A 13568-nucleotide genomic window follows, 5' to 3' on the forward strand; every position below is an offset into this window, starting at 1 on the left:
CTGCGACGCAATTAACCGAAGACTTATCGCGCGGCTTTAGGCCTGCTGCAGCAGCGAAGCAAGGGGGGTGAGAGCGTAAAATCGCTCAAAAAAATAACGTGCGCCGGAGAGTTCAGCTCAGCAGCAGCTTGCCGCCGGAAAATACCAGCATGATCGCCAGCGCCACCCGCAGAAAGCTCGTGTTGACGTGCTTGGTGAGGCGCGAGCCGATGACGATTCCCGGAATGGACCCGATCAACAGCGAGCCGAGCAGCTGGAGATCGACCTTGCCCATGAGGAAATAGCCCAGCCCCGCCAGCATGGTGAGCGGCACGGCATGCACGATGTCTGTGCCCACTATCTTTTGCGTCGTGAGGCGGATCGGATAGAGCATCATGAGCATGGTCGCGCCGATTGCGCCCGCGCCCACCGAGGTAAGGGTGACGATAGTACCCAAAATCACGCCGCAGACCACGGTCAAGGTGGGAAGCAGCCGACGATAGACTTCCATCCGGCCGCTCTCGATGGAGAGCGCAGCCTTGGCCATGCGACCTTGAAACAGGGTTGCGATTGCAGAAGCGATCAACACGCATCCCAAAGCCTGGACCACAAACCCTGACTTGGCCTGGTGCCCGCCCGACTGGGCAAGATACCATAAGACGAGCGCAGCGGCAGGAAGGCTGCCATAAGCGAGGCGGCGCACGACAAGCCAATCCGCATGACCCTGGCTGTGGTGCACGCCGCCGCCGACCATCTTGGTGAGCGCCGCAAACCAGAGGTCGGTTCCCACGGCCGTGGTCGGCGCGACGCCGAGCAGCAGGATCATGATCGGCGCCATCAGCGAGCCGCCGCCAACGCCGGTCAGGCCAACCATCGTGCCGACAAGAAAACCGGAAAGGGGATGCAAATAATCCATCAGGCGGCCAGTTCCGTCACGAGATCGAGCACAGGCTGCGCATGCTCCTTCCTGCAGATGAGCAGGTCGGGCATGTAGACGTCCTGTTGATTGTAGACAAGCGCACTGCCATCGATGCGGCTGACGTGGAGGCCGTGGGCGAGTGCTACGGCGGCGGGGGCGCAGCTGTCCCACTCATATTGCCCGCCGGAGTGGAGATAGATGTCCGCGTCGCCACGAATAACTGCCATCGCCTTTGCGCCTGCCGAACCCATCGGCACGAGCTGGGCGCCGAGCTTTTCGGCGACAGTCACCGCTTCGGCGGCGGGGCGGGTGCGCGAGACGACCATGCGCAGCGGGGTTCCGGCAGCAGGGAGCATGCGCGGCTGATCGGTGCGCAACACTTCGCCCAAACCCGGCAGCGCGACCGCGCCGATCTCAGGCTTGCCATCAACGGCGAGCGCCACATGCACGGCCCAATCGGTGCGCTCCTCGCCATATTCGCGCGTGCCATCGACCGGATCGATGATCCAGACACGGGACTTGACGAGGCGCGAGCCATCGCACTGGCTTTCCTCGGAGAGCAGGCCATCATCGGGGCGTTGCTCGCGGATCGCGTGGATCAGGAACTGGTTGGCGGTCTGATCACCCGCCTTGCCCAGCGCCTTGGCTGCGATGAGACCGCTGTCCCGCACCGCGAGCAGGATGCGCCCGGCATGTTCTGCCAGGCTGGCAGCCAGTTCCGCGTCGCTCAATGCCACCCGAGCAGCCTCTCGATGATCGCATCCGCGGCGGCTTCGGCGTCCATCTTCGTGGTATCAATGCGGATTTCCGGGCCTTCCGGAGCTTCGTAGGGGCTGTCGATGCCGGTGAAGTTCTTCAAATCCCCTGCCCGCGCCTTCTTGTAAAGCCCTTTCACGTCGCGCTTCTCAGCCTCGGCCAGCGGCGTGTCGATGAAGATCTCGAAGAACTCGCCCTCGGGGATCATCGCGCGTACCATCTCGCGCTCCGCCCGGAACGGCGAGATGAAGGCGGTGATGACGATGAGGCCGGCGTCCGCCATCAGCTTCGCCACCTCGCCGACGCGGCGAATATTCTCGATCCGGTCCGCTTCGGTAAAGCCCAGATCCTTGTTGAGGCCGTGGCGCACATTGTCGCCGTCGAGCAGGAACGTGTGCCGGTTCATCCGGTGCAGCTTCTTCTCGACCAGATTGGCGATGGTCGACTTGCCCGAGCCAGACAGCCCCGTGAACCACAGCACGGCGGGCTTCTGGTTCTTGAGGTTCGCGTGCGCATCGCGGCTGATGTCGAGCGCCTGCCAATGGACATTCTGCGCCCGCCGCAGCGAGAAGTGCAGCATGCCCGCCGCCACCGTATTGTTGGTGATCTTGTCCACCAGGATGAAGCCGCCCAGGGTGCGGTTCTGGGTGTACGCCTCGAACACGACCGGCTTGTCGGTGGCCAGCTCGACGACGCCGATGGCGTTCAGATCGAGCGTCTTGGCCGCCAGATGCTCCATCGTGTTGACGTTGACGATATATTTGGGCGCCTGGACGGTGACGGAGACCATCTGAGTGCCAAGCTTCATCCAGTAGGCGCGGCCGACATGCAGCGCTTCGTCCGACATCCAGACAAGCGTGCTCTCAAACTGGTTGGCGGCTTCGGGCGGGGTATCGGCTATGGCGATGACATCGCCGCGCGAACAATCGATCTCGTCCGCAAAGCACAACGTGACCGACTGGCCAGCCACCGCTTCATCGAGATCGCCATCCAGCGTCACGATGCGTGAGACGGTGCTGGTCTTGCCCGAGGGGAGCACGCGGATCGCGTCACCCGCCTTCACAATGCCGGTCGCGATCTGGCCGGAGAAACCCCGGAAATCGAGGTTCGGGCGGTTGACCCACTGGACTGCCATGCGGAACGGCTTGTCCTGATCCGCCGTCACGTCGACCTCGACCGTCTCCAGATGCTCGATCAGCGGCTTGCCGGTGTACCAAGGGGTGTTGGGCGAATTGGCGGTGATATTGTCGCCCTTGAAGCCCGAGATAGGCATCGGCACGAAGCTTGTGATGCCGATCGAGTTGGCGAATGCCGTGTAATCGGCCACGATGTCGTCGAATACCTGCTGGCTGTAGTCCACCAGGTCCATCTTGTTGACCGCCAACACGATGTTGCGGATGCCGATGAGGTGGGCGAGATAGCTGTGGCGGCGGGTCTGCGTGAGCACGCCCTTGCGCGCGTCGATCAGGATCACGGCGAGGTCGGCTGTGGACGCGCCCGTCACCATGTTGCGGGTATATTGCTCATGCCCCGGGGTATCGGCGACGATGAACTTGCGCTTTTCGGTGGTGAAGAAGCGATAGGCGACGTCGATGGTGATGCCCTGCTCGCGCTCGGCGGCGAGGCCGTCGACGAGGAGCGCGAAGTCTATTTCCTGCCCCTGCGTACCGACACGCTTGCTGTCCGCCTCCAAGGCCGCGAGCTGATCCTCGAAGATCATCTTGCTGTCATAGAGCAGGCGGCCGATCAGCGTCGATTTGCCGTCGTCCACGCTGCCGCAGGTGATGAACCGCAGCAGGCTCTTGTGCTGGTGCTGTTCGAGATAGGCGTCAATGTCCTCGGCGATCAGCGCGTCGGTCTTGTAAATGGGGTCTGCCATGTCGGACATCAGTTCACTCCGTCATGCTGAACTTGTTTCAGCATCCATCGCGCCTTCGGCGATGCGGGGGCCTGGGGAAAGATGGACCCTGAAACAAGTTCAGGGTGACGATCAGTGGAAGCTGGACGGCGCGTCAAAAGTACCCCTCCTGCTTCTTCTTTTCCATCGAGGCATCGCCGCCATCCTTGTCGATGACGCGGCCCTGCCGCTCGGACGTGGTGGTGAGGAGCATTTCCTGAATGACTTCCGGCAGCGTCTTAGCCTCACTCTCCACAGCGCCGGTCAGCGGATAGCAGCCCAAGGTGCGGAAGCGGATGGAGCGCATCACCGGCTCCTCGCCTTCGCGCAGGGGGAAGCGCTCGTCATCGACCATCAGCAACAGGCCATCACGCTCCACGGTGGGGCGCTTTTCGCTGAAATAGAGTGGGACGATCGGGATGTCGTTCAGATGGATATATTGCCAGATGTCGAGCTCAGTCCAGTTCGAGATCGGGAAGACGCGGATGCTCTCGCCCTTCTTCTTGCGGGCGTTGTAGAGGTTCCACAGCTCCGGCCGCTGGTTCTTCGGGTCCCAGCCATGGGTTGCGGTGCGGAAGGAGAAGATGCGCTCCTTGGCGCGGCTCTTTTCCTCGTCGCGCCGGGCACCGCCAAAGGCGACATCGAAGCCATAAAGATCCAGCGCCTGTTTGAGGCCTTCAGTCTTCCACATATCGGTGTGGAGCGGGCCATGATCGAACGGGTTGATGCCCCGCTCCTTGGCCTCAGGGTTCTGATAGACGAGCAGCTCCATGCCGCTTTCCTGCGCCATGCGGTTGCGCAGCTCGTACATCGCCTTGAACTTCCATGTCGTATCGACATGGAGCAGCGGGAACGGCGGCGGGCTGGGATAGAAGGCCTTGCGCGCCAGATGCAGCATCACCGCGCTGTCTTTACCGACGGAATAGAGCATCACCGGCTTCTCAGCCTCGGCCACCACCTCGCGCATGATGTGAATGCTCTCAGCTTCAAGCCGCTCGAGATGGGTCAGTATTGTCTTGTCGGTCACCGGATCATGCCCCGTTGCGCTGTTTGTGCAGCCTGTACCTTTTCCATCGTACCCGCAGGATCAACATAGTTTTTGCACTGCGGCATGCAGAAAATATATACCCTGCGGCCAGACACAAGGCTGTTAACCCGTAAGTTCATGACTGCCTGATCGCTCTAGGGGAACGATATTACAAAAAGATTTACCGCAGCGCGCCAGCCACCAGCTTGTGCAATTTGGAGTGGATGGCGTCATTGCCGGCGATCAATTCCTTGCGCTCGATCGCCTGATCACCGCCACGATAGTCGGTCACGAAGCCGCCCGCCTCGCGCACCAGCAGGATGCCGGCCGCGACATCCCAAGGCTGCAGGCCGCTCTCCCAAAAGCCGTCGTAGCGCCCAGCCGCGACGTGCGCGAGATCGAGGGCGGCCGAGCCGAAGCGCCTGATCCCCGCGACGGACGGCGCGACCGCGCCGAAGATGCGCGTCCATTGGCCGACATCGCCGTGGCCAAAGAACGGGATGCCGGTGGCGATCAGAGCGTCCGCCAGATCACGCCGCGCCGAAACGCGCAGCCGCTGGTCGTGGCGCCAGGCGCCGCGGTTCTTTTCCGCCCAATAGCTCTCGTCAGTGATCGGCTGATAGACGAGGCCCGTGGTGATCTCGCGCCTGCCGCCCGGCAGCGGCTCCTCGACCGCGATCGAGATGGCGAAGTGTGGGATGCCGTGGAGAAAGTTGGTGGTGCCGTCGAGCGGATCGATGATCCAGCGCGGCTTCGCCGGATCGCCCTCGATCACCCCGCCCTCCTCAAGCAGGAAGCCCCAGTCGGGCCGCGCCTTGCGCAGTTCCTCGACCAGCGTCTGCTCGCAGCGCTTGTCCGCCATCGAAACGAAATCGGCCGGCCCTTTGCGGGACACCTGCAGATGCTCGACCTCGCCGAAATCGCGGCGCAGACGCGGTGCGGCCTTGCGCGCGGCGCGTTCCATAACGGTGAGAAGACCAGAGTGGGATACCATTACATTAAGCTCCTGCGCGCAAAAGGTTTGATGCGCGCTTCCGAACGGAAAACCGGTTCCCACTTTTCCTGGAAGCGCTTTGGCGCGCGGCGCGTTCCATAACGGTGAGAAGACCAGAGTGGGATACCATATTTCCTCTTTCTCCTCTCCCATTCCAGGGAAAGGACGGGGACAGGGATCTGGGCGCGGCCGAGCAAACGGGCTCGCCCCACCCCGACCCCTCCCCTCGTGGGAGGGGCTTAAAGAACTTAGTCCGCTCGCTTTACGTATTCCCGTTCATACACATCGACGACGATGCGCGTGCCGGTGACGATGTGCGGCGGCACCATGACGCGCACGCCGTTGTCGAGGATTGCGGGCTTGTAGGACGCGGAGGCGGTCTGGCCCTTCACGACGGCATCGGCCTCGACCACGGTCGCCTCGACCTGCTCGGGCAGCTGAACCGAAATCGGGCGCTCGTCGTACATTTCGAGCATCACCATCATGCCGTCGGTCAGGAAGGCGGCGGCCTCACCGACCAGATCTGTCGGCAGGTTGATCTGCTCGTAGGTCTCGGTATCCATGAAGACGAGCATGTCGCCCTCGGCATAGAGATACTGGAAATCCTTGGTATCGAGGCGGATGCGCTCCACCGTCTCGGCCGAGCGGAAGCGGACGTTGTTCTTGCGCCCGTCAATCAGGTTCTTCAGCTCCACCTGCATATAGGCGCCGCCCTTGCCCGGCTGGGTGTGCTGGATTTTCACGGCGCGCCACAGGCCGCCCTCATATTCGATATTGTTGCCCGGACGAATTTCGACGCCGCTGATCTTGGCCATAGCACACCTGCCTTGTAGTTGCTCCACTCGCGCACATTCGCGGTGCTACGCCGCCCAGCCGAGTAGAAAGAAAGAGCCGGGCGGCGCTGTAGCGGTTGGCAGGCGCAAGGGCAAGAGGCGCCCGCACATCGCCGGACAAGTCCGGAAAAGGACGCGCCCTCAATTTTTTTAAACCTATTTTATTATTTCCAGCCCGATGCTAAGTGCCTCATCGAATTTGCGCCTATTCTATTGGGGACCGATCGACCATGCCGACCATGATGCGCCGCGCCGCCGCCACTGTTTCCACCCTGGCACTGGCGATGACGGCCCAGCCTGCGCTCGCAACCACGCTGCAGGAAGCGCTGGCGCAGGCATATCGCACCAACCCGACACTGAACGCGGCGCGCGCACGCCTGCGCGCGACCGATGAAGGTGTGCCGCTCGCCAAGGCGGAGGGACGGCCGGGAGTGAGCGTCAGCGGCTCTTATGACCAAAACCTTCACCGCGAAATCAACACGGCGCTCGGCACAAGCATCCCCTTGCGCAGCGCAAGCGGGCAGGCCACGCTGTCCCTGCCAATTTATCAGGGCGGCATAGTCCGGAACAGCATTCGCGCGGCGAAGGAAGGCGTAGAGGCGGGACAGGCTGAGCTGCGCGCAACGGAATCCTCTGTGTTCGCGCAGGTCGTTGCCGCCTATCTTGACGTGATCGCCGACAGCGCCGTCGTGACGTTCAACCGCCAGAATGTGCGGTCGCTGGAGGTGAACCTGCAGGCGAGCACCGACCGGTTCAATGTCGGCGATCTTACCCGCACCGATGTCGCCCAGTCAGACACGCGCCTTGCCCTTGCGCGCGCCAATCTGGAATCAGCCGAGGCGCAACTGATCTCTTCCAAGGAGCGCTATATTTCGCTGGTTGGATCTGAGCCGGTGGACCTTCAGCCGCCGCCGCCGCTTCCGGGCCTGCCCGCGACCCCTGAAAGCGCGGTCGACGTGGCGTTGAGGGACAATCCGGACATTCTGGCAGCCAAGAACACCCGCGACGCAGCCCATTATCAGGTGAACGCCGCGCGCGGGCAGATCGCGCCGCGCATTTCGGGCTTTGTGCGGGGCGGCTATACCGACTATCTCAATTCCGAGAAAAAGCTGAATCCCCTGCTGGGTGTTGAAGGCAGTGCCAAATCCGCTTCCGCAGGCGTTCAGCTCACAGTGCCGCTCTATCAGGGCGGCCGGCCCGGCGCGCTCTCGCGCCAGGCAGTGGCGCGCGAAAGCCAGGCGATCGAGCAGACCGTCGCCACAGAGCGCAGCGTGATCGCGCAGACCCGCTCGGCCTATGCCAACTGGCAGGCCTCGCTGCTGACGATCGAGTCCACGCGCAAGGCTGTGGCCTCCGGTTCACTGTCTCTCGAAGGCGTGCAGGCGGAGAACAAGGCGGGCACGCGCACGATCCTGGACATTCTGGATTCCCAGCGCGACCTCCTGAACGCGCAGGTCCAGTATGTTTCGGCCCAGCGCAACGCCTATGTCGCGGGTTTCAGCCTGATCGCGGCGATGGGCCATGCCGAGGCGCGCGACCTGTCGCTGGACGGCGGAGCGCTCTATGATCCCAATGCCTATTACAAGACGGTGCGCAACAAGCTGTTCGACTTCGATTTCGGCGGCAAAGCAACGCAGGTTTCCACGGGCACAGCGTCCACTAAGCCGCAGGACGCGACCATCATGCCAGGCGGTTTTGGGACTCAATAGTTAACAAAAACAAGGTCAGAGCTAAGTACTGATCCCGCTAAGTATTTGATGCGATTCGAGAAATGCCGTTTATAAAATTTTAACTCTCTGGCTCATAGCATCGGGGCGGTCGCTCATGTTATGATTGTCCCAATATGGAACAGGGTTTTACGCAATTACTGATCAGGGAAAAGCGCCGCCGCAGGCTGATGTTCGGCGCGGTAGCGCTGGGTGTCTCGCTGATCGCCATTTCCTCGCGCAGCGAGCGCGCCATGTTTCAGAGCGGCGTGCCGATGCCAGGCGTGTTCGCGACGATCGGCACCGATCTGGCGGACCGCCCGCGCGTCTCCCTGCTCGATCGCGATCCTTCCGCTTTCTTCGCCCGGCTTGACCGCGACGTGCAGGACTCCGCGCCGGAGCAGGAAGAAGAAGGCCCCCTCGGCCCGACCGAGCGCGCACTTCTGTTCGTCGGCCCCGATGCGCAACTGCCCGCGCCCGGCCCGATCGAGATTGCGATGCTGGACGGACCGGACGACCCGCAAGCCATCTATAATCCGCAGAGTTCGACGCCACCGGAGACCAGCGATCCCTTCTTTGTGCGCCGCCTTGTACCCGAGGGCGCATCATCATCCGGCGGTGGCTCGGGCGGAACGGGCAGTACGAGCAGCGGCGGCGATGGCGGATCGACCTCGGGCGGCACGTCTTCCGGAGGCGATACATCCACTGGCGGTGGCTCATCCTCAAGCGGTGGCACCACTGCTGTACCGGAACCCGGCACCTGGGCGCTGATGCTGGTCGGGTTCATGAGCGTGGGCGCGGCGCTGCGCGCGCAATCCCGCCGTCGCGCTACCCTGCCCTCCGCATCCTGAGGCGGCAGGGCACCTCCACAGCTTGGAAGTTCAGTCGATGGTCATCCGGCCGTTGCCGAGGGTGATCGTCCCCAGCTCTGACAGCGCGTTCTGCCCCAGCAGCGACACAGGCAGACCATTGTCGATGATCGCGACGCGGATGTTGCGCAGTTGACGCCCGGCGACGTCCATCCGCGCAATCGTGGCGGAGCGGGCGATCGTCATGCCGCCTGCCGTGCGCAGCTTTGATCCGCCAGCGGCATCGTCCGTCGGCTGCACGCCAAGGCGGCGCGCATCGGACCCGGTCAGCACCGTGACGCTCGCACCGGTATCTACAAGGAAGCGCGCCCGTGCGCCATCGGCGAACTGCGCATCGAGATAATAGAGGCCATCAGGCGCGGGGAGGATGTGATTGCCATCGGTAAGCGCCTCTTCATCCTGCGGTTCGGCCTGCTCGACATAGGAGGCCATCGCCGTCGCCGGGGCGGGAGCGGCAGGTTCGGCCCAGACAGGCATGCCGTGGCCCAGGGCGAATGACGCGATCGACGCACATGCGCCAGCGATAATCCATCTGTGGCCGACTTTGCTCATGGGCCGAGCCTTGCCATTAGGAGCGACAACGTGGCGTTGCGAAACAGGCTGAAAGCCCGGTTAACCGTCAATATACGGGTGTGTCTGGTGGCGATGCGTTAACCGACGCCTTGCTCCACCCGCCTGGCGATACGCCTACGCCTTTGCCCTTCCCGCCAGGCGGCGAGGGCAAACAGCAGGCCCACCAGTGCCATCTGGGCGCTGAGCATGTGATAGCGCCAGCGCAGCGTCGCACTGTCTCGGTAGAGCAGATAGGGCCGCGCCTCCACCGGATAGCGGATGTTGCGATAGAGCTGATCGACATCCCCCGGCAGCACGCCACGCGCCAGCACGCCGCTCTTGAGCGCCACGAACTGGCGTGGCAGGTCCGCCCGCTCCTCCACCTGCACGAAGATGCGGGCGGGCTGAGCAACCCCATGCAGGCGATAGCGCACCGGCGCGAAGTAGAGGCGGCGGTGGAACACCAATACCTCTTCCTCGAACCGCACCAGCGCGCTCATGTCGACCGGGCCGACCACGCTGGCGCTCCCCTCCGGGATGACGGCCGCCTGCGCGCTGCGCACATCGACGAGGTGGACCGGCATACCTTCCGAAGGAAGCAGCTGCGCCAGCGCGAGAGCCAGTATGGCAACGCCACCGGCAGCAATCGCCAGGAAGGTACAGAGCCGCTTTAGCCGACGCGAGGCATCGAGCATCACCGCGACGGGTTCGCCAGCCAGCTCGTTCTGCCTGCGCCAGCGCCGCCAGAGGATGAACAGCGTCACCAGCAGCGGAAAGCTGAAGAACAGGCACAGCAACGCGATGGTGATGCCGGGATAATAATGGTCTAGCACGCGATACTGCCATTCGGCCAGCAGCTCGACGATCCCGCGATATTGCGTGGCCTGCCACACGAACAGCCCGGCAAGCAACGCCAGCCACAGGCCCGAGACGATACTCGCTGCCCGCTTCTGTCGATTGAGGTCGTGGTGCGACTCGTTCATCCTACCCCTGCCCGCTTTGCAGGGGACCATCGCTATGACCGCCCCTGCCCCTTGCGTGCCATGATGCAGAAGCCGCCCCTGATAGCAACCGGAAATGCCGGAAAGCGCTGTTGAGCCGGGCTTTGCAGACCGGTCAGCACCGGCTGGACGTCACAATTAACCTATTTGGAAAAATCTTCTGTCCTACAGTTGGGGCTTTCGGTTAGCTGAACGCGATCCCATCAATCTTCCCAGGAGTGCTTATGGCTATCGACAGCTTTCAGACCTCGAGCGACATGCTTGCCGCCCCGTCGCGCGCGCCCTTCGCAGTCACCCCGCATGACACCAACGAACTGGGCACCATTCCCAAGGCGCTGTATGTGGGAACTGGCGGCAATGTTACGTTGCGCGGCGTCGGCGGAACCGCAGACGTGATCTTCAAGAATGTGGCCAACGGGCAGGTGCTCGACGTGCGTGCGCAATATGTTCGCGCCACGGGTACCACGGCTGCCGACATCGTGGCGCTGGCGTAATGGCGGGTGTCGGCTTTGGCTTGAGCCGGGCCGCGCGCAGGAAGCGCGGTTCCGGCTCGGGTGGCGGTGGCGGCTTCGCCAGCTACAGCCTGCCCAACGCAGTGGACGTGCGCTATGAGCCGTCGATCCTTGCCCCCTCTGTCGATGGCAGCAATCGCGTTACCGTGTTGCCGGACATCAATGGGCTAGCGAACGCCACGGCGATTACGGCGGGCGCGATCCCCGGCGGCGGCGCGCCCAAGCTGGTGACGGACGCGCAGGGGCGCAAGGCGCTGTTGTTTGAGGGTAACAACGCGCTCGAAATCGCGGATACGCTGGCAAGCTATACGGCTAACGGCTGCACGGCTTATGCCGTGCTGCGGTACTTCGATGCGAACAGCACCAACGCGCAGTCGGTCTTTGCCGTGGGACGCAATGCCAATGCCTCGGCACCCAATACCCTGCGCGCATTCATGAATACGTTGGCAGGCAGCGCCAACGGCATTGCGGCCAATGCGCACCCGCCCTTCCCCGCGCACGGCGGCAAATATCTGTGCGACAATGCGGGCGTCTATGGCACGGAGCGGGTGGCAGGCCAGTCCCGCCGCAAAATGATCTGTCATTCCGGTTTGCAGGTGGTGGCGATCGCAGGCGGCGCAGCGAACACCGCTCAAATCCACATGAACGACGAATATTGCACCGGCGTCACCACGATCAACACCGGCACGACGGTGACCAGCGGCGGGGAGATCGGACGCCATGCGTTCGCGCCGGGTGGCACCAACTACGGTTCTTTCCTGCTCTATGCACTGTTCATCAAGCGGTCAGCGCAGACCACGCCGCAGATACAGGCCAATATCGCGGCGATGATGAGCGCCTATGGCATATCGAGCCTGACGAACTCGTTCATCCTGGAAGGCGACAGCCGCTTTGCCAACGCCGGCGCGGTGGCGGCGGGCGAAAGCCCCTATGGCTATCTGCAGGTGGAACTGGCGAGCCGCCTTCCCTCCAGCTGGCGCGTGCTCCGTTCGGCAATCGGCGGGTCGCAGATCGACGCCGATATTGGCGCTACAGGCTCCAACATCGACAAGGGGCTGCGCAACAAGCGCGACTTCCTCAACCGCTCGCTGTTCTCCGGCAACTGGGAACTGCCGGGCCGCAACCTAGTGGCTATCGAATGCTGGCATAACGACGACGGGCAGACGACCAGCCCGATCTATGTGCAGCCCACACTCACGGCCGCGCGCGCTGACGAGATTTATGCCAACCTGCAAAACCTCGTGCTGAATGATGCACGCGGTTTTCTGAAGCTGGGTTATGAGTATCTGGCGAGCCTGCCCATGCCCGGCAGCGGGACGAAAGACCCGTCGCTCAACCAGATTCGCGCCCGCTACCGGTCTGCGAACTTCTTCCACGATTTTCTCGGTGCGGCGGGTGACACTTATGCGGGCAAGGTGCGACGGGCCGAGGTGCCGCTGTGCATGCCTATTTCAGGTGCATGGGGCAGCCAGGTACTCGGGCCGGGCCTGAGCACTACCGACGCGCGTATCCAGTCTCAGGGCGGCATCTACTTCAACGACCAGGCGCACCCGATCAGCGCCTGTTACCCCTACATCGCGCAGTGCCTCGCCGACCGGGTACTGGGCGCCGACCCCTATCTCTAGACCATGATCACGGCTTGATCGAACGTCTCCGGCGCGTAAGTCAAAGGCGATCAGGCTCTGAGCAACAGCCGGAGATCTGCCCAACGGGTCTCCGGTCGATTGCAGCACTGGAATGTCTCCAACTGTATGAATAAAAACTTTCCGAAGCAGATGCAACCATTTTGGTTGTAAATTGTGCGCTGCGACATAGCGGCCGCTATGCTAAAAAGAGGAACAAGCAATATTTGAAGTCAAGCTCTCAACTATTCTTGTTGCACGACAGCATCCCGCTCCATCCTCGGCTTAGCACTTTGTTAACCGTGCGTATTTACTCTATGTTCAAGCTGTGTCATTAGACAGCTCTCTGTTGGGTGCAACCAAGTGTAACGCTATGCGTTCAATGGAGAAATGGTATGGGACTGCCGCAACCGAAGATGTTGCACGGTAGGGAGATAAGGGACAAGATTCCCAGCCCGGAACCGCATGAGCCAGCCCGACCGATTGAATCGGTACAAGGTGAGGTCGCCGCCATGCAAAGCCTGATTGCTTCACGTCTGATCCAGCAAAATGCTGATGACACTCCGGGAACGGCCGGTTCGATGCTCGAGACCGTCGTCTCCAGCGTTTCGCGCCTGAGCGGCTATGCCGCCATGGGGATCGCCCTCGCCGGGATCGCATTTCTTATCTTTTGACTCCGAGTTTTCGCGTAGGAACGAACCTCAGCTTCGGCTGCGCCCGCTGACCGCTATTGCCCTGCAAGCCACCTGAGACTCGAGATAGTCATTCGGGTGCCATTTCAAACAGATAGCACGAGACGCACGCCAATTTCGCATGTGCAGGGTAGCGACAATGTGAATTATTCGCCAAATAGTCCCATTTTGGAGCGTTTTCGCTTCATCGCGTGCATGACCCGGCTGGA

12 protein-coding genes and 1 pseudogene are annotated in these 13568 nt (G+C 62.3%); 5 read left to right on the forward strand and 8 right to left on the reverse strand.

What is annotated here, in order from left to right; all coding sequences use genetic code 11:
• Positions 1-112 precede the first annotated feature (112 nt).
• From OOT33_RS06090 to efp, 6 genes and pseudogenes are all read right to left on the reverse strand, one after another.
• Entirely contained in the window at positions 113-895 is a 783-nt protein-coding gene (locus OOT33_RS06090) for a TSUP family transporter (RefSeq protein ID WP_307749112.1), read from the reverse strand.
• The gene (locus OOT33_RS06095; RefSeq protein ID WP_307749322.1) at positions 895-1629 is read right to left on the reverse strand and encodes an inositol monophosphatase family protein; all 735 of its coding nucleotides are present in this window, start codon (positions 1627-1629) and stop codon (positions 895-897) included. The genes OOT33_RS06090 and OOT33_RS06095 overlap by 1 nt, the downstream gene beginning before the upstream one ends.
• Positions 1626-3533, reverse strand: a complete 1908-nt coding sequence (gene cysN / locus OOT33_RS06100; RefSeq protein WP_373690527.1) for a sulfate adenylyltransferase subunit CysN — start codon at positions 3531-3533, stop codon at positions 1626-1628. The genes OOT33_RS06095 and cysN overlap by 4 nt, the downstream gene beginning before the upstream one ends.
• A gap of 133 nt (positions 3534-3666) precedes the next feature.
• Positions 3667-4587, reverse strand: a pseudogene (cysD, locus tag OOT33_RS06105) (sulfate adenylyltransferase subunit CysD); the annotation flags it as partial.
• A 172-nt stretch (positions 4588-4759) separates the two neighbouring features.
• Positions 4760-5572: an inositol monophosphatase family protein gene (locus OOT33_RS06110; protein WP_307749114.1), complete on the reverse strand. Its 813-nt coding sequence runs from the start codon at positions 5570-5572 to the stop codon at positions 4760-4762.
• A gap of 248 nt (positions 5573-5820) precedes the next feature.
• Complete coding sequence (gene efp, locus OOT33_RS06115) at positions 5821-6387, reverse strand: elongation factor P (RefSeq protein ID WP_307749115.1); 567 nt, start codon at positions 6385-6387, stop codon at positions 5821-5823.
• 248 nt (positions 6388-6635) lie between these two features.
• Between efp and OOT33_RS06120 the strand changes: the two genes are divergently transcribed.
• Positions 6636-8114 carry a TolC family outer membrane protein gene (locus tag OOT33_RS06120; protein ID WP_307749116.1) on the forward strand — a complete coding sequence of 493 codons (1479 nt, stop codon included), beginning with the start codon at positions 6636-6638 and terminating at the stop codon, positions 8112-8114.
• Positions 8115-8248: 134 nt separating this feature from the next.
• On the forward strand, positions 8249-8962 hold the full coding sequence (locus tag OOT33_RS06125; RefSeq protein WP_307749117.1) for a PEPxxWA-CTERM sorting domain-containing protein: 714 nt from the start codon (positions 8249-8251) through the stop codon (positions 8960-8962).
• Between the two features lie 30 nt (positions 8963-8992).
• Here the strand turns inward: OOT33_RS06125 and OOT33_RS06130 are convergent, their stop codons facing one another.
• On the reverse strand, positions 8993-9532 hold the full coding sequence (locus OOT33_RS06130) for a TIGR02281 family clan AA aspartic protease (RefSeq protein ID WP_307749119.1): 540 nt from the start codon (positions 9530-9532) through the stop codon (positions 8993-8995).
• A gap of 98 nt (positions 9533-9630) precedes the next feature.
• Complete coding sequence (locus tag OOT33_RS06135; protein WP_307749120.1) at positions 9631-10515, reverse strand: hypothetical protein; 885 nt, start codon at positions 10513-10515, stop codon at positions 9631-9633.
• A gap of 242 nt (positions 10516-10757) precedes the next feature.
• On the opposite strand from OOT33_RS06135, the gene OOT33_RS06140 reads away from it, so the two are divergent.
• The 3 genes from OOT33_RS06140 to OOT33_RS06150 all read left to right on the forward strand — a co-directional run bounded on the left by OOT33_RS06140 (position 10758) and on the right by OOT33_RS06150 (position 13341).
• Positions 10758-11027: a hypothetical protein gene (locus OOT33_RS06140; RefSeq protein ID WP_307749121.1), complete on the forward strand. Its 270-nt coding sequence runs from the start codon at positions 10758-10760 to the stop codon at positions 11025-11027.
• Positions 11027-12670 (forward strand): hypothetical protein, encoded by a 1644-nt coding sequence (locus tag OOT33_RS06145; RefSeq protein ID WP_307749122.1) that lies wholly within the window; start codon positions 11027-11029, stop codon positions 12668-12670. Before OOT33_RS06140 ends, OOT33_RS06145 begins: the two co-directional genes overlap by 1 nt.
• A gap of 392 nt (positions 12671-13062) precedes the next feature.
• Positions 13063-13341 (forward strand): hypothetical protein, encoded by a 279-nt coding sequence (locus OOT33_RS06150; RefSeq protein WP_307749123.1) that lies wholly within the window; start codon positions 13063-13065, stop codon positions 13339-13341.
• Positions 13342-13568: the final 227 nt, after the last annotated feature.

Origin of the sequence: Sphingobium sp. DEHP117, assembly GCF_030867385.1 — a bacterium.
Lineage (GTDB): Bacteria > Pseudomonadota > Alphaproteobacteria > Sphingomonadales > Sphingomonadaceae > Sphingobium.